The following is a 16550-nucleotide window of genomic DNA, read 5'->3' as shown; positions in this document are numbered from 1 at the left end:
ATGCCGTCATGATGCTGCGCACCGTCACGCTCTCGTTTCTCGCATTGCTGTCGGCCACGCTGCCGACACGGGCCGAGGATCCTGCGGCCTATCCGACGCACAAGATCCGCATGCTGCTGCCTTACGCGGCTGGCGGCGGCGGCGACGTGATCGGCCGGCTGCTCGCCGACAAGATGGGCAAGACGCTCGGACAGAGCATCTATATCGAGAACCACACCGGTGCGGCCGGTACGCTCGGCACGCAGATGGTCGCGACCTCGCCCAATGACGGCTACACCATCACCGTCGGCGGCATGACCACGCATGTTTTGGCGCCCGCGATCTATCCAAAGCTGCCCTACGATTCGATCAAGGATTTCACGACCATCGGCCGTATCGGCGTCTCCGCGATCATGCTGGTGGCGACCAAGGATTTTGCCGCCAATAACATCAAGGAGCTGGTTGCGCTCGCCAAGAAGGGCGAGCCGATCCAGTACGGAAGCTGGGGCATCGGCTCGACCGGGCAGTTCTGCGCGGAAATTTTGATGCAGCAGACCGGCATCAAGATTGAGCACGTGCCGTTCAACGGCATCGCCAAGCTCGCCGGCGATCTGCTGGGCGGCCACATCTCGCTCGCGACGCTCGACATGGCGACCGCGACGCCGCTGGTGAAGGACGGCTCGATCAAGGCACTGGCTGCCTGCGGCGAGCGCTCACCGAGCCTGCCTGACGTTGCGACCTACGGAGAACAGGGCGTGCCGTTCGACCGCAGCCTGTCCTGGGCGATGTATGCGCCGGCGGGCCTCGCGCCGCCGATCACGCAAAAGCTGTCGGCGGCGCTGAAGGACGCGCTCGGCGATGCCGAGGTGAAGGAGAAGCTGCTGGGCCTCGGCATCACGCCGCAATTCGTCCCCGGCGACGAGCAGCGCGACATCAATGCGCGCGATATCGCGGCCTGGAAGCAGGTTGCCAAGGACGCGGGCATCGAGGTCAAGTGAGCAAGGTGATTGAGGGAGCGCGGGCATGAGCCGCATCTTCGGCGCAGTGCGCCAGAACGGATATGTGGTGCGGGACATCCAGGCCGCGATGACGCACTGGATCGAGGTGATGGGCGTCGGTCCCTGGTACTACATGGACCGCGTCAAGACCGACTGGTTCCGCCATCGTGGCCGGGATTCATCCGTCGAGATGAGCATCGCGCTGGCGAACTCCGGCGATCTCCAGATCGAGCTGATCCAGCAACGCAACGATGCGCCCTCACTCTACAAGGAGTTCCTGGATGCGGGCCATGAAGGCCTGCAGCACATGTCCTACTGGAGCCACGACTACCAGGCGCTCCACGACAAGGCGTTGGGGCTTGGCTACAGGATCGGCCATGAAGGCCAGATCGGCGGCGACAGAGGACGCTTCGCCTATTTCGATACGCAAGCCCACCCGGGCACGATCATCGAGATCTCCGACATCAGCGGCACGAAGGGGCCTTTCTTTGAGAAGGTTCGGCAAGCCGCGATGACCTGGGACGGCACGCGGCCGATCCGCGAGGTTGGCGGCGCGAAGTCGTAGAACCTCTTCGCCTCGGAGGCTCGCCCGCGTTCCCGGGCGGTCGAACCATGCTATCCTGCCCGCGATAGCCAACCTTCAGCGAGGCAAGCATGTCCAGCACTGACAAGGTTTTCGCCGGCTCGGTTCCAAAACTCTACGACGAATATCTGGTCCCGCTGATCTTCTCGATCTATGCCGACGACCTTGCCAAGCGCGTCGCTGCGCTGTCGCCCTCGAACCTGCTCGAGATCGCCGCCGGCACCGGCGCCGTGACGCGGGCCGTGGCGGCGCTGCTGCCCGCCGGCGTCCGCTATGTCGCGACCGACCTCAACGAGCCCATGCTCGCGGTCGCGAAGCAGCGTCAGGGCGATGACCCGCGCATGACCTGGCGTCAGGCCGATGCGCTGACGCTGCCCTTCGACGACGCTGCGTTCGACGTCGTCTGCTGCCAGTTCGGCGCCATGTTCTTTCCGGATCGCAGCAAGGGATATGCGGAAACGAAGCGGGTCTTGAAGCCGAACGGCACGTATTTGTTCAGCGTCTGGGATCGTATCGAGGACAATGTGTTCGCCGACGACGCGACGATCACGCTCGGCAAGATGTTTCCCGACAATCCGCCGCTGTTCATGGCGCGGACGCCGCACGGCTATCACGACAAGGCCGTCATCAAGGCCGATCTCGAACGCGCGGGCTTCAAGGACATATCGATCGAAACGCGGACGGCGATGAGCCGCGCGCCCTCGGCGGAATATGTAGCGATCGCGTATTGCCAGGGCACGCCGCTGCGCGGCGAGATCGAGGCCAGGGATGCGAGCAAGCTCGAGGCCGCGACCGATGCCGTTGCCGAGGCGATCCGGAAGCGTCATGGATCCGGGCCGGTCGAGGCGAAGATTCAGGCTCTGGTGATCACGGCAAGGCCGTAGCGGCAGGAGCCGCTACGCTCCGGCCTCGCGCCTACCAAAGGCTCCGCTGCATCGGCTGCGCCGGTTGATAGTACTGGTACTGGCCGGCGCGGCGGCGCGGATTGACGGGCTGCGGATTCGGATCGCGCTGCCCGAAGAAGAAGAAGCCATTGCCGCCAAATGCGCCGCCATTGCCCCAGCCATCGTCGCTCGCCATTTCCACCGGCGGTGCGGTCGGCTTGCGGGTGATGAAGCCGCCTTGCGGATGGTTGCTCAACACCGCGACGAACTCGGTGCGGTAGTTGGTCTCGGCGCTCAGCGGCTCGTCCGAGATGATGATCGACGAGCGCGGCAATGCGGTCGGCCCGATGCGATCCCACACCTCCTGCGGGATCGTGATGCGGTCGAGCGCGTCCTTCGCGCTGTCGCCTTCGTCGATGGTGACGACGCTCCAGCGCAGGCCGGTGTCGTTCTTCGCCATGGCGGTGAAGATGTGCGTGCCGAGCGGCTGATCGGGATTTCGGATGGTGACGGGAACCTCGATGCTGGTGTCGAATACCTCGCCGCCGCCATCAGGCGCCGGCTTGTGGGTGTTGCGCCGGACATAGAGCTTCTGTGTCGAGCGGCTGATGTAGACCGAGACCGGCTCCATCGCGAGCTTGGCGTCGGTCGCGGCCTTCACGGCTTCGGCCTTCTTGGCCGCGGCCGCCTTGGCGGCGTCCTTTGTCGCGGCAACCGCATCGCGCTTCGGCTGCGCCGCGGCCTTGGCCGCGTCCAGCTGGGTTGCGGCATCCGTCGCCTTTGCTGCGGCCTTCTGCTTCAGCTCGTCGGCCTTTGCCTTGGCCTGATCGGTCTTGGCGTTCGCGACGAGCTTGTCGGCATAGGCGTTCTCGGCATCGGCGCGGGCCTTCTGCTGCTCGAGCTTGCGCAGTGACGCCGGAAGCGATTGCGCATCCTTCGCCGCGGCCGTCGCGGCCTTCTTCGCCTCGTCGGCGGCCTGGATTGATTCCTCCGCCTGCGCGGAGAGCTTGTCGGCACGCGCGGGCGCCGCCGCAATGGCTTCCTTGCTCGGCACGAACAGCGAGGGATGCGAGAAATCGACCGGAGCTGCATCCATCGGCGAGATGATCACCCGCATGCCGATATTGGTCTTGTCGAACAGGCCCTCGGCGAAGTTGAAGGGCATGCGCACGCAGCCGTGCGAGGCGGCATAGCCGGGCAGCGGCCCGCCATGCAGCGCGATGCCGTTCCAGGTAATGCGCTGCATGTTCGGCATCCAGGCATCGTCATACATCGAGGAGTGGTGGTCCTTGTCCTTCTCGACGACGGCGAAGACGCCGGCGGGCGTCTCGCGTCCGGTCGTGCCGGTCGAGACCGGCGCGCGGAGGATCCAGCCCTCGGCATCGTAGAACGTGACCTGCTGGCTCTTGATCGACACGATCGCCATGATCGGCTCGCCGGCCTCGCGCTGCGCCACCGCCTCGGCGATCTGGCGCGGCTGCTTGGCAGCAAGGGCCTCGCTCGGGGCAGCCAGCGCGACCGCCGCCGCGAACATCACGATTCCGGGAGCCCCCCAACGCCGCATCGCTCTCCTGGATTGCGCCGTCGTCATCAGGTCTTTCATGCCATTCCCCGGTTGCGTGTCCGCACTTGCGTCGATCACCGATCAGATTGCGATCTTTGGATTAAGAAATCGCAGCCACCATCCGTTCCGTTTCCGGCGATATTCGGTCCGTTCCGGCGACGAAACTCTCATATACGACGGTCCGTGCGGGCGGAAGGGCGGTTCGGGGCCGGGGCTGGCCCGGAGCTGGCCGGCGCGCTGCGGCAGAATGTCAGCCCTTGGAGGCGCCCCGACGGGATGTGACTGGAATCACAGAGAATTGCGTCAGGCCGCGGGAACATCGGCGGTAAATTCGCCAAACAGCGCATCGGAGGATGAACGGGTGTCCTCGACTCTCTCGCAGATTGCCGCGGCCGTGGCCGGGCTGGCGCTGCTCGCGACCGGCTTCATCGTCTTTTCCAGAGGCACGACCACGAGCCTGGTTAAAAGCCTGGCGGTCTCGATGTCGCTGGCCGTGCTTGCAGCTGTCCTGATCACGGTTGCCCGCAATCTCGGATCGTGAGTCGCACCGGCTTCACATCACATTGCAACCGAACCAGATGGTTCTGATTTCCATTACATTTTTGTGACGTAAACCACAGAGGCTCGTGGAGCGCGCTGCTAGCTTCGCGCCCATGATGAAACATCTCAGACTCCCGATCGTCCTCACCGCGCTCGTCGTCGCGACGCAGAGCTTCGCCGCCGACACCACGGGCGCCGGCTCAACCTTCGTCTCGCCCGTGATGGCGAAATGGATCGACGCCTACAAGGCGAAGACCGGCAACACGGTCAGCTATCAGGCGGTTGGATCGAGCATCGGCATCGGCTTGATCAAGAAGGCCACCGTCGATTTCGGCGCCACGGACATGCCGCTCGATCCCAAGGAACTCGAGAAGCTCGGCATGATCCAGTTTCCGATCGTGATCGGCGGCGTCGTTCCGGTCGTCAACATCGACGGCGTGAAGCCCGGCCAGATGCATTTTTCGGGCGAGGTGCTCGCGGGCATCTATCTCGGCAGGATCAAGAGCTGGAACGATCCGGCCATTCGCGCCATCAACCCTGAACTGAGGCTGCCGAACGCGCCGATCACCGTCGTGCATCGCATCGACGGCTCCGGTACGACCTTCAACTGGTCGAACTACCTCTCCAAGGTCAGCCCGCAATGGAAGAGTGCTGTCGGCGAAGGCACTGCGGTCGAATGGCCGGTCGGCGTCGGCGGACGCGGCAATGACGGTGTCGCCTCGCTTGTCGGCCTCGTGCCCGGCTCAATCGGTTACCTCGAATATGCCTATGCGCTGCAACGGCTCGACAAGATCTCGTTCGGCGTGGTGCAGAACAGCACCGGCAATTTCGTCGTTCCCGACGCCGCGTCGTTCCAGGCGGCGGCTTCGAGCGCGGACTGGACGGCGGACAGGGATTTCCATCTCGTCCTCACCGACGCGCCGGGCGCGGATGCCTATCCGATCACGGCGACGACGTTCGTGGTGATGCCGAAGCAGCCGAAGGCGCCGGAGCGATCGGCGGCCGCCATCGACTTCGTGCGCTGGTCGCTGGAGAACGGGAAGACAGAGGCCGAAACGCTCAACTATGTTCCGCTGCCGCAAACCCTGGTCCAGCAGGTCGAAATGTACTGGCAGCAGAGCTTTGGACCGGCGACCATGACGGCGTCGGCCGGCAGCAAGCGGTAACGTTCCCCGATTGGCGCGCCGCTTTTATGGCGCGCCAACGGCTTTGTTTGCGACGAGCGCTTCGATCTCGGCGTCGCTCAGGCCGGCCTCGCGCAGCACCTCGCGCGAATGCTCGCCCAGGCGCGGTGCCATGCGGTGGATGCCCGCCGGGCTCTCCGAAAATTTCGTCGCCGGACGCGCCTGGCGAATCTTCCCCTCGGTCGGGTGATCGATATCCGCAAACAATCCGACGGCCGCGAGATGCTGCTGCTCGCCGATCTCGGTCAATTTGGCAAAGGCGGTGTGCGGCACGTCCAGCTGCAGCAATAGCTCCTCCCACTCCGCCGTGGTGCGGGTCGGCCCGATCTCGCTCATGCGGTCGTAGATCTTGTCGATATTCTGCGAGCGCAGCACGGGATCGCGCACGCCGAGCTCGTCGCTCAATTCCGGCCGGCCGACGGCCTCGAAGAAGGCGCACCAATTGTCCCCGGAATAAGGCAGCATCGTCAGCCAGCCATCTTTGGTCTTCACCGGACGCCGGTTCTTCATGCGCTTGTAGCCGGTCGGGCCGATCGGCGGATCGAAGGCGTGTCCGCCCAGCATCTCGATGCTGTTGAAGCCCGCAATCGTCTCCAGCATCGGCACCTCGACCATCTGGCCCTGGCCCGTGCGCTCGCGCCTGAACAAGGCGGCCGACACCGCACCGACCATCGCCATGGCGCAGATCTTGTCGCCGATCAGGCTCGGAACGAATTCCGGCTCCTCGTCGGATCCGATCGATGATGCGAGGCCCGATGCCGCCTGGATGATCTCGTCGAAGGCAGGCCGCGCGGCCCACGGACCGTCCTGGCCGAAACCGGTCGCGGCCGCATAGATCAGCCGCGGGTTGAGCTTTGCGCAGTCTCCATAACCGAAGCCGAGCCGCGCCATTGCGGCCGGCCGCACATTGGTGACGAGCGCATCGACCGTCGGGATCAGCTTCGCCAGTGCCGCCTTGCCGTCAGGATGCTTGAGATCAAGCGCAAGGCTGCGCTTGTTGCGGTTGACCGCCATGAACTGGCCGCTCATGCCGCGATTCCTAAACACGCCGGTATAGCGCCAGGTGTCGCCCGACGGCGGCTCGATCTTGATGACGTCGGCGCCCCAGTCGCCGAGCATCTGTGCGGCGTAGGGACCGAACAGCACGCTCGTCAGATCGAGAACACGGATTCCGCTGAGGGGGCCGGTTGGTGCCATCGTCTCTTCACTGTCGTTGGAGGAAGCATTCACGGTGGGCGTTACAAGCGGACAAGGCTCGTGCCCTGCCCGCTTGTCACGATCGATCGAGACTATTCGCCGAGAACGTCGCCGAACAGCTCCCAGGATTTTCCGTTGAAGCGCGCCATCTGCAACTGACGGATCGGCGTCACCTGCTCGGCCGAGGTGTTGAGCTTGATGCCCGGCAGCAGCATCGGCAGCTCGACCTCCTTGAAGGACTGCGCCTGCTTCATCAAATTCGCACGCGTGAGATCGTTGCCGGCCCGCTGCAGCACCATCTCCATCATCTGCGCCATGGTGTAGCCGGTGACGTTGAAGATGTCGGCGGGATCGGCGCCGGAATTATAGGTCTTCATCCATTCGCGCCAGGCTTTCATGCCGGAATCGTTCTCCCAACGGGGATCACCGGGATCCTTCAGGAAGGCGCCGGTGACGATGCCGACGGAATTCTCGAGCCCGGCCGGCGCCAGCACGGAGCCGACGGAATTGGAGACGGCCGGAACGATGATCTGCGGCTTCCAGCCGAGCTCGGCGACCTTCTTGATCGCCTGCGCTGCGAATTTCGGCGTGCACTCGTTGAAGAGAACGTCGGCGCCGGCGGCCTTGAACTTGACGATCTGGGAGTCGACGGTCGCGTCCGTCGTCTCGTAGACCGCTTCCGACACGATCTGGTTGACGTGCTCGCCGAGACCCTCCTTGAAGCCGGCAAGATAGTCGCGACCGGGATCCTCGTTCGGGGTGATGACGGCGATCTTGGCGTCGGGCTTGTTCGCCAGAATCCACTTGGCGTAGATCCGTCCCTCGGTCCTGTAAGTCGGCTGCGAACCGGTGGTCCAGGGGAAATGCTGCGGATCGTTCCAGCGGCTGGCGCCGCTCGACGGGAACAGCTGCGGGACCTTCTTGACGTTGAGGTATTTTTGCGCGGCGATGTTCGGGCCGGTGCCGAGCATCGAGAACATCGCCAAAACTTCGTCGCTCTCGACGAGCCGGCGCGTCTGCTCGACGGTCTTCGCCGGCGAATAGGCATCGTCCATGCTGAGAAGATCGACCTTGCGGCCGTTGATGCCGCCCTTTTCGTTGAGCATCTTGAAATAGGCGATCTCGGCGCGGCCGATCGCGGAATAGGCCGACGCCGGTCCCGAATAGGGCATGGTCTGGCCGAGCTTGATGCCCGTGTCGGTCGCGCCGGTGTCGTAGGTTCCGGCCCTGACGGCCGAGGCAGCGCCCAGCACAGTGAGCAGAGCGACGGCTCCGCCGATGAACTTGAATGTGTAGCCGGGCATGCGCGGCATCTCCTTCCCTGGCAGAGTGCATCGACGCGCGCCCTCGCAAGGCCGCGGTCAACGTCCTCCACTTCTGTTCTTGGTTATCATCGGCCGCATCGCTCACGATGGCGGCGGCGGGGACGATACCTCGATTAGCGGGCGTGAGATGTAGCGCAGAATACAGATGCGTATGCGCAGGCCGCAGCCGTCAGACCTCGAGCCATTCCTGCCGTACGGCGGCATTGGCCTTGAGCTCGTCCGGCGTGCCTTCGAACACCACGCGGCCGTGCCCCATGATGTAGACACGCTTGGAGATGCGCATCGCGATCGACAGTTTCTGCTCGACGAGGAGGATGGCGACGCCAGCTTGCGCGATTCGCGCGATGAGATCGCCGACCTGTTGGACGATCAGCGGCGCGAGGCCTTCGGTGGGCTCGTCGATCATGATCAGGTCCGGATCGCCCATCAGCGTCCGGCACGTCGTGAGCATCTGCTTTTCGCCGCCGGACAACACGCCCGCGGCCGTATCGGCACGCGCGGCGAGATTGGGGAACATGTCGAGCATGTCCTGAAGCCGCCATTTGCCGGGGCGGCGCGTGTCCTTGATGCCGAGCAGCAGGTTCTGGCGCACCGTCAGGCTCGGAAAGATATCGCGATGCTCGGGCACATAGCCGAGGCCGAGATGCGCGATCTTGTAGCTGGGCAGGCCGGCGATGTCCTTGCCCTTGAAGCGGATCGTGCCTTGCGGGGCGACCTCGCCCATGATCGCCTTGACCGTGGTGGAGCGGCCGACGCCGTTGCGCCCCAGCAGGCTGACGACCTCGCCGGCGCCGACGTCGAGATCGACACCCTGAAGAATGTGGCTCTTGCCGTAATAGGCGTGGAGATCCCGGACCTCGAGCATCAGTGCGCTTCCTCGCCGAGATAGGCTTCCTTGACCTTCGGATCGCGCCGGATCTCTTCCGGCGTGCCCGAGGCGATGATGTGGCCGTAAACCAGCACCGAGATGCGGTCGGCGAGACCGAACACGACGCTCATGTCGTGCTCGACGATCACCAGCGTCTTGCCCTCGGTCAACCGCCGGATCAGCGCCACGGCACGTTCGGTCTCCGCGTTGCTCATGCCCGCGGTCGGCTCGTCCAGCATGACGACGGTGGCGCCGCTCGCGATGGTGATGCCGATCTCCAGCTCGCGCTGCTCGGCATAGGTCAGAAGACCCGCCGGCACGTCGCGCCGGTGCATCAGATGAATGTCGTCGAGGATCTGCGCCGTGCGCTCGCGTACCTCGGGCAGGCTGTCGACGTTCTTCCAGAACGCGTAGCGATGTCCCGTCGCCCACAGCACCGCGCAGCGCACGTTCTCCCAAACCGACATGCGCGCGAACACGTTGGTGACCTGGAACGAGCGCGACAGGCCACGACGGTTGATCTCGAATGGCCGCAGGCCGGAGATCAGGTCGCCATTCAGCTTCACCTCGCCCGAGGTCGGCGCGATGTGACCGCTGATCAGGTTGAACGTGGTGGATTTGCCGGCGCCGTTCGGCCCGATGATGGCGTGACGCTCACCCTTGGCGACGCTCAGATTGAGGTCACGGATGATGCCGACATTGCCGAAGCGCTTCTCGACGGCGCGGACTTCGATGGCTGCGCTCTTTTCAGATACCGCTCCGCTCATGCGAGATACCCCCGGTCACGAGCAACCGTGGCAGCCCGGTCCCACGCCTCCGCGATCCGCCGCCAGGTCAACCGCGCGACGAACGCGCCGCCGACAACGAGAACCACGGCCGTCATCCACGTCACCGGCGACGTCGGGTTGAAGGCAATGCCGAACAAATTGATCGCGTCGCCGCCGGAGAAGCGTGCGACGGTTTCGATGATCAGGATTACACCGCAGGCCAGTGCGACCGTCGGCACGATCGCGACGAGGTAGGACGGGATCACCGTCCACAGCGTCCCGGCGCGGATCAGCGGCCGATGCATCATCAACAGGCCGGCAATGCCACCCGGCGCATACATCACGATGCCGATGAAGATGATGCCGAAATAGAGCTGCCAGGCCGTAGTGAGGTTGGTCAACCCGAGTTGAAGATAAGTCACCAGGATCGCACCCAGGATCGGGCCGAAGAAAAACGCGGTGCCGCCGATGAAGGTCGAGAACAGCACGAGGCCGGACTGGATCGCGCCGAGATAGGCGGAATTCGCGATCTCGAAATTGATCGCGGCCAGTCCTCCGGCGATGCCGGCGAAGAAGCCGGCAAAGCAGAAGGCGATGTAGCGGACGACGTGCGGATCGTAGCCGATGAACTGGACGCGCTCCGGATTGTCGCGGACGGCGTTGCAGATCCGCCCGAGCGGCGTCCGCGTCAGCGCGTACATCGCAATCGCCGACAGCACCAGCCAGAACGCGATGAGATAGTAGACCTGAAGCTGCGGCCCGAACGACCAGCCGAGCATTTTCGGCAGCGCGGTGCGGTCCGTGGTGATGCCGGACTCGCCGCCGAACACCGACCGCAGGATCAGCGACGAGGACGCCACCAGTTCGCCGATGCCGAGCGAGATCATCGCAAACACCGTGCCGGCGCGCTTGGTCATGACCCAGCCGATGATGATCGCAAACACGAGGCCACCGAAGCCGCCGAACAGCGGAATGAACGGCAGCGGGATCGGCCAGCCATGCGAGACCACCGCATTCATCATGTGGCAGGCCGCGAAGCCGCCGAGGCCGTAGTGAACGGCGTGGCCGAACGACAGCAGGCCGGTCTGGCCGAGCAGGATGTTGTAGGACAGCGCGAACACGATCGCGATGCCGATCAGGCTGAAGGATGTCAGCGAGCCGCCCGATGAGAAGATCATCGGCAGGACGATCAGCGCGATGATGCCGATCAGCCAGACGCCGTAGAAGCGCAGGCTTCCGCCGACGGGCTTGGCCGCAACCTTCGATGCCGAAGTGGTCGCTGTGGTCATGATTCGCGCGTCCCCATCAGGCCCATGGGGCGAACGATCAGAATGAGCACCAACAGCATATAGGGAACGATCGGCGCGACCTGGGCGATCGTGACGTTCCAGATGTCGGTGAGGACGGACGGTCCCGTCGACGGGTCGAGCGGCCCGAAGGCACTCGCCAGCGAGCCATCGAGCGCCACCGCGAACGTCTGCACCAGTCCGATGACGAGCGACGCGATGAAGGCACCCGGCAAGGAGCCGAGGCCTCCGAACACGATGACCACGAACAGGATGGGCCCGAGCGAAGCCGCCATGTCGGACTGGGTCACCAAGGCGGGACCTGCAATGACGCCGGCAAGGGCGGCCAGCGCGCTGCCGACCCCGAACACCGCCATGAAGACGCGCCCGACATTGTGGCCGAGATGCCCGACCATGTGCGGATGCGTCAGCGCTGCCTGCACGATGAGGCCGACGCGGGTGCGTTTGAGCACGATTAGCAGCGCCACGAAGATGATGACCGACACCGCCAGCATGAAGATCTTGTAGGCGGGATAGTTGGTCGAGAAGATCGTGAAGGCCGGAAAGTCCAGCAGGGCCGGTACGCGGTAGTCGAGCGGGCTCTTGCCCCAGATCATCGAGACGATCTCTTCGATCGCGAAAGCGAGGCCAAACGTCAGCAAGAGCTCGGCGACATGGCCGTGCTTGTGGGTGTTGCGCAGGCCGTAGCGCTCCACCACCATGCCGATTGCGCCCACCAGAAGCGGCGCCAGCACCAGCGCCGGCCAGAAGCCGATCCACTTCGTAAGCTGGAAGCCGAAGAAGGCGCCGAGCATGTAGAAGCTGGCATGGGCGAAGTTGAGCACGCCCATCATGCTGAAGATGACGGTCAGCCCGCTCGACAGCAGGAAGAGCAGCATGCCGAACAGCACACCGTTCAGGGTCGAAATGACAATGAGTTCAAGCACAGCGCACTCATGGATATCCGGGGCCTGATGGCCCCGGTGAACATCGCCTAATCAAAAATCGTCCGGCTGCCGTCACCCCGCGGCCCATGATGGTCGCGGGACGACGACAGGCTGCGTGATTACGGCCGCACCATCTTGCAGGTCGTGGAGACCATGGCCTGCGGCGTGTCGATCTTCGACACCAGATGCCAACCCCAACCGGTGCTCTCCTCGTCGAACGGCTCGCTCTCGGTCAGCTTGCCGAAGGAGGAGATGTAGATCGGCTGCAAGAACTGGTGGTCGTCCTTGCGCATGATGCCCTGGCCACCGTCCAGCACCTCGAACTTCAGGTCCTCGAGCGCCGCCGCCACCTTCACGGGGTCGATCGAATTGGCCTTCTCGGCCGCGGCCTTGAACATGCGCATCTCGTTGACCGCACGCGGATACCACAGCGACAGATTGACCTTGGCGCGGAACGCCTTCTCGTAGTCCATCGCGGCCTTGTTACCGGAGTTGGCGAAGCCTTCGGTGATCTGGAAGACCTGCCCATCGAGACCGGTCTGCTTGATCGCGGTCGGACCACCGGCGCCGCCGGCATAATAGGTGTACCAGTTGACCTTCAGACCGGCATCGGCCGCGGCTTTGAGCAGCAGTGCGAAATCCTGGCCCCAATTGCCGGTAACGACGCTGTCGGCGCCGGACGCCTTGATCTTGGCGATGTAGGGCGAGAAGTCCGTGACCTTCAGCAGCGGATGCAGCTCGTCGCCGACGATCTGGACGTCAGGCCGCTTGGCTCCGAGCATCTTGCGCGCATCGGTACGCACCGACTGGCCGAACGAATAGTCCTGGTTGATCAGGTACACCTTCTTGATGGAGGCGGTGTCCTTCATGTAGTTCGTCAGCGCTTCCATCTTGATGTCGGAGCTCGCATCCCAGCGGAAATGCCAATAGCTGCACTTCTCGTTGGTCAGGCTCGGATCGACGGCGGCGTAGTTGAAGTACAGAACTTCCTTGCCGGGATTGCGCGAATTGTTCTTGGTGACGAAGTCAGTCAGCGCCGCGCCGACCGACGACCCGTTGCCTTGCGTGATGTAGTGAACCCCGGCGTCGATCGCCTTCTGGGCCTGCACCAGGCTCTCCTGCGGATTGGTCTTGTTGTCGAGCGGGATGATCTCGATCTTGTGGCCGAGGATGCCGCCCTTGGCGTTGAGCTCGTCGGCCAGATACTGGAAGGTCTTCAGACCACCCTCGCCGACGCTGGCGCCGCCGCCGGAGAGCGGATCGATGTAGCCGATCTTGAGCGTGTCCTCAGCCGACGCTGCATGACCGAGCATCGGGGCGATCACGGCAATGGCCAAAGTGAGCTTGCGCATAATGTGTTTCCTCGCTGGCTATCGACTTTAGTCGATGGGCTCTTTTGCGCATGTTGCAGCGCAATTTCAGCCCTCTTATGAGCAGAACGAACTTTGCTTTTCAAGCGCAACAGGACATGGCTCGGGCCGCCGCTATGAAATGTGATGCGGCTGTCCGGCCGGCCCTCAGCATTCCGCGACAAGGAATAGAACGCAAGCAGGAACTTGCGGGCGGGAACGTTGCTCCGGACGAAGCTGCGCCTCGTCAGGCGGTCAGACGCCGAGCGCCTTGCGATTGAATGTCCGCAGGAAGCGCAGCGACAGCGTCCGCACGTTCGCGACATTCAGCAGCCAGGCTGCGGCCACATAGGCAAGGCCACCCGCAACGCTCACGATGATCAGCGCCACGATACCGGCGCCGTTGACCTGTAACCGCGCGACAAGGATGGCGCCTGCCATTGCCGCAGCCGACGCGGCGACGCCGGCGAGCCGGTTGACATCGAACGGCACGGGATGGGCGCGGTGCATCAGCACGACGGCGACGACGAAGCCGATCGCCTCGGTTGCGAGCGTCGCCAGCGCGGCGCCGTAGATGCCGTAGCCCGCGACCAGCGCGAACATCAGCACCACGCTCACGGCCAGCGTGAGGAACGACTGTGCCGCCAGCATGAAGGGCCGCTCGGCGAGCTGGAAGCTGAGCTGGACGTAGAACTGATTGGCGATGCCGAAGAAGCGGGCGAGCACCAATGTCGGCAGCAGCGCGGACACGCCGGCGCGAAAATCGACACCGACGAGCGTGCCGGCGACCTGGTCGGCGGCGAGCGCAAGCCAGACTGCGACGGGTGCTACGACGACGAGCAGCAGTTCGAGGCTCTCGGTCAACCGCTCCCGCGTCGTGTCATTGTTCTTTTCCGACAGCGAGCGGAACACCATCGGCACGGTGGCCGCGGCAACGCTGGTGGCGATCATGACCATGAACTGACGCGGCAGATCGGCAGCGACGCCGAAAATGCCGGCGGAGTCCTTGCCGAGCAGATAGGCGACGATGAGCCGGTCGCTGGCCGAGTAAACTGCGACTGACAGTCCGGCCAGCGTCAACGGCAGGCCGTAGCGCGCGAGCTGCATGAACTGGCTGCGCGAAAAGCTCGCCATCCTGGCGCGGTCGCTGACGAGATTGAGGATGACGCCGGTGAGCGAGCCGAGGCCAATTGCCGCGAGCAGGCCCATGCCACCCCAGCCGAGCCAGATCCCGAGCAGGCCGAATCCGATGCTCGACAGGCTGCGCACCATCGATATCGCCGCGAACCGGAAAGGCCGGAATTTGGCGCGTTCGAACTCCTGGCCGACGTCGAAGGCATTCGACATGATCGCGACGAACATGCTGGCGAGCACCAGCTCGACACCGACGTCGTTGCGGAACAGGAACACCAGCGGGGTCGCCGCGCACATGGCCGCGACCGTCAGCGCGAAGCCGACCATCGCCGTGGCACGAAAATCCACCTCCGCCGACATCGCCTGATAGCGCGACACCGACAGCTTGATCCAGGCAAAGAAGATCGCGCCCAGAATGCCCGCGATGCTCATGCCGACGACGTAGACGCCATACTCCGCCGGCGTCAGCAGCCGCGTGTAGGCGGTGACCGCGAAGAATCCCACCGCCGCGGACAGGATGTAGCTGGCGAGGTAAATGGAGAAATGGCGGTTCAGCATGGATGCACGGGACTGGCGGCCTTGAAATGCAGTGGCCGTTGATCAGTTGGACCTTGGCGTGGCGATCAAAGGCTTGGCGGTCGGACCGCGCCGCAGCATCTCCCAAGATAGTCATTTAAGTCTGCAAATCGGCCGCCGAACGGGGGCGGTCCCACCGCTTTCGCGCGTTAGCGTTAAATTTGCCCTGTCCTTGAACGGGCCGCCGCGATCACCGAAAAGAAACCATGATTTCAGGTCGCCGCCCGACCTTTGGTTAATGCGTGGACGTGACTAAGATGGACGTTGTCGAGCGTTTGCGAGCAAATCCGGCCTCCCTGCCCCATGGCGGGACGGATGCGTCCCTGGTCCCGGCGTCCCCCGCGGACGGCGGCGAGCGGATGACGCTCAATCTGTTCTTCGAGGAGCGTGACGACCGCTGGTTTCCGGGCGACCGCCACGTCCGGCCGTTGCTGCGGCGGATGCTGCTCGGAAAATCCTGGATCAGCGGCCAGCGCCGCGTGTTCCTCAATCTCTGCGCCGGGCTCGACCGGGTCGGCATTCCCTATCGCGTCAACGACTACAGCTACATCCAGAAGCATCCGGAGGAGCTCGCCTGCATCCTCGGGCGCCCGTTCGTGCTCGACTGGTTCGCGTGGAGGAACCCGCTCCTGCTCGGGGTCGTCATGTACAACCATCCCGTGGACGTCCCCGCGCATCACCAGGACCTGCTGACCCAAACCATCCTGGTGCCCTGCGACTGGTATGCGGAGATGTGCCGGCCATACTGGCCGCATATCGAAGTATGGCCGGTCGGCATCGACACCGATTTGTGGACGCCAACGCCGGCCGCGCAGAAGAGCGTCGACGTGCTGCTTTACGACAAGGTGCGCTGGGAACACGGGCGCTATGAGAGCGAGCTGATCGACCCGATCCGCCGGCATCTCGAGGCGAGCGGCCGCTCGGTCGAAGTGATCCGCTACGGCCATTACAAGGAAGACGACTACAAGGCGGCACTGGCGCGCTGCCGCAGCATGGTCTTTCTTTGCGAGCACGAGAGCCAGGGCATCGCCTGCCAGCAGGCACTGTCGAGCGGCGTGCCCGTGTTCGCGTGGAATCGCGGCGGACCGTGGCAGGATCCGGATTATTTCCCGGACAGGGTGAGATATGAAGGCGGCGTGTCCTCCGTGCCCTATTTCGACGCATGCTGCGGCCGCACGTTCGTCGACGCGAACGGCTTCGTCTCGGGCTGGAGCGACTTCTGGTCGCAGGTCAGCGCGAGCGACTTCGCGCCTCGCGATTATGTGATGGACAAACTGACGCTCGAAAAGGGCGCGCTTCACTATTACGCCATCGCCGAAGCCGTGATGCAGCGCCGGGCGCGCTGAGACGGCCGTCCGCAAAAGTTAAC

At 64.1% G+C, this 16550-nt stretch carries 15 protein-coding genes; 6 read left to right on the top strand and 9 right to left on the bottom strand.

The features are described from left to right. Positions 1–8 precede the first annotated feature (8 nt). The 3 genes from NLM31_RS10400 to NLM31_RS10390 all read left to right on the top strand — a co-directional run bounded on the left by NLM31_RS10400 (position 9) and on the right by NLM31_RS10390 (position 2444). Positions 9–977, top strand: coding sequence for a tripartite tricarboxylate transporter substrate binding protein (locus NLM31_RS10400; RefSeq protein WP_254192168.1), 969 nt, complete (start codon positions 9–11; stop codon positions 975–977). 25 nt (positions 978–1002) lie between these two features. Beyond that, positions 1003–1542 carry a VOC family protein gene (locus tag NLM31_RS10395; protein ID WP_254192167.1) on the top strand — a complete coding sequence of 180 codons (540 nt, stop codon included), beginning with the start codon at positions 1003–1005 and terminating at the stop codon, positions 1540–1542. 89 nt (positions 1543–1631) lie between these two features. Continuing rightward, positions 1632–2444 carry a class I SAM-dependent methyltransferase gene (locus tag NLM31_RS10390; RefSeq protein ID WP_254192166.1) on the top strand — a complete coding sequence of 271 codons (813 nt, stop codon included), beginning with the start codon at positions 1632–1634 and terminating at the stop codon, positions 2442–2444. Between the two features lie 31 nt (positions 2445–2475). Here NLM31_RS10390 and NLM31_RS10385 read toward each other — a convergent pair whose 3' ends face one another. Further along, positions 2476–4047 carry a L,D-transpeptidase gene (locus tag NLM31_RS10385; protein WP_254192165.1) on the bottom strand — a complete coding sequence of 524 codons (1572 nt, stop codon included), beginning with the start codon at positions 4045–4047 and terminating at the stop codon, positions 2476–2478. Positions 4048–4369: 322 nt separating this feature from the next. On the opposite strand from NLM31_RS10385, the gene NLM31_RS10380 reads away from it, so the two are divergent. Together NLM31_RS10380 and pstS are read left to right on the top strand one after the other, a co-directional pair. Beyond that, positions 4370–4549 carry a hypothetical protein gene (locus tag NLM31_RS10380; protein WP_254192164.1) on the top strand — a complete coding sequence of 60 codons (180 nt, stop codon included), beginning with the start codon at positions 4370–4372 and terminating at the stop codon, positions 4547–4549. Positions 4550–4661: 112 nt separating this feature from the next. Continuing rightward, entirely contained in the window at positions 4662–5714 is a 1053-nt protein-coding gene (gene pstS, locus NLM31_RS10375; protein WP_254192163.1) for a phosphate ABC transporter substrate-binding protein PstS, read from the top strand. A 24-nt stretch (positions 5715–5738) separates the two neighbouring features. Here the strand turns inward: pstS and NLM31_RS10370 are convergent, their stop codons facing one another. From NLM31_RS10370 to NLM31_RS10335, 8 genes are all read right to left on the bottom strand, one after another. Continuing rightward, entirely contained in the window at positions 5739–6929 is a 1191-nt protein-coding gene (locus tag NLM31_RS10370) for a CaiB/BaiF CoA-transferase family protein (RefSeq protein ID WP_254129063.1), read from the bottom strand. A 92-nt stretch (positions 6930–7021) separates the two neighbouring features. Further along, the gene (locus NLM31_RS10365; protein ID WP_254129062.1) at positions 7022–8233 is read right to left on the bottom strand and encodes an ABC transporter substrate-binding protein; all 1212 of its coding nucleotides are present in this window, start codon (positions 8231–8233) and stop codon (positions 7022–7024) included. A gap of 190 nt (positions 8234–8423) precedes the next feature. Then, positions 8424–9119, bottom strand: a complete 696-nt coding sequence (locus NLM31_RS10360) for an ABC transporter ATP-binding protein (RefSeq protein WP_234685767.1) — start codon at positions 9117–9119, stop codon at positions 8424–8426. Beyond that, positions 9119–9889, bottom strand: coding sequence for an ABC transporter ATP-binding protein (locus NLM31_RS10355; RefSeq protein WP_254129061.1), 771 nt, complete (start codon positions 9887–9889; stop codon positions 9119–9121). The genes NLM31_RS10360 and NLM31_RS10355 overlap by 1 nt, the downstream gene beginning before the upstream one ends. Continuing rightward, positions 9886–11178: a branched-chain amino acid ABC transporter permease gene (locus NLM31_RS10350; RefSeq protein WP_254129060.1), complete on the bottom strand. Its 1293-nt coding sequence runs from the start codon at positions 11176–11178 to the stop codon at positions 9886–9888. The genes NLM31_RS10355 and NLM31_RS10350 overlap by 4 nt, the downstream gene beginning before the upstream one ends. Next, positions 11175–12122 (bottom strand): branched-chain amino acid ABC transporter permease, encoded by a 948-nt coding sequence (locus NLM31_RS10345; protein WP_254129059.1) that lies wholly within the window; start codon positions 12120–12122, stop codon positions 11175–11177. Before NLM31_RS10345 ends, NLM31_RS10350 begins: the two co-directional genes overlap by 4 nt. 119 nt (positions 12123–12241) lie before the next feature. Further along, on the bottom strand, positions 12242–13474 hold the full coding sequence (locus NLM31_RS10340; protein ID WP_254129058.1) for a branched-chain amino acid ABC transporter substrate-binding protein: 1233 nt from the start codon (positions 13472–13474) through the stop codon (positions 12242–12244). Between the two features lie 252 nt (positions 13475–13726). After that, positions 13727–15163, bottom strand: a complete 1437-nt coding sequence (locus NLM31_RS10335) for a lipopolysaccharide biosynthesis protein (RefSeq protein ID WP_254129057.1) — start codon at positions 15161–15163, stop codon at positions 13727–13729. A 275-nt stretch (positions 15164–15438) separates the two neighbouring features. Here NLM31_RS10335 and NLM31_RS10330 point away from each other — a divergent pair, with 275 nt between their 5' ends. Then, positions 15439–16527: a glycosyltransferase family 1 protein gene (locus NLM31_RS10330; RefSeq protein WP_254192162.1), complete on the top strand. Its 1089-nt coding sequence runs from the start codon at positions 15439–15441 to the stop codon at positions 16525–16527. The last annotated feature ends 23 nt before the right edge of the window (positions 16528–16550 follow it).

This window comes from Bradyrhizobium sp. CCGUVB4N (assembly GCF_024199945.1).
Classification (GTDB): domain Bacteria; phylum Pseudomonadota; class Alphaproteobacteria; order Rhizobiales; family Xanthobacteraceae; genus Bradyrhizobium.
Note: the sequence above shows the minus strand (reverse complement) of the source record. Positions and strands in the feature narration are given on the sequence as shown.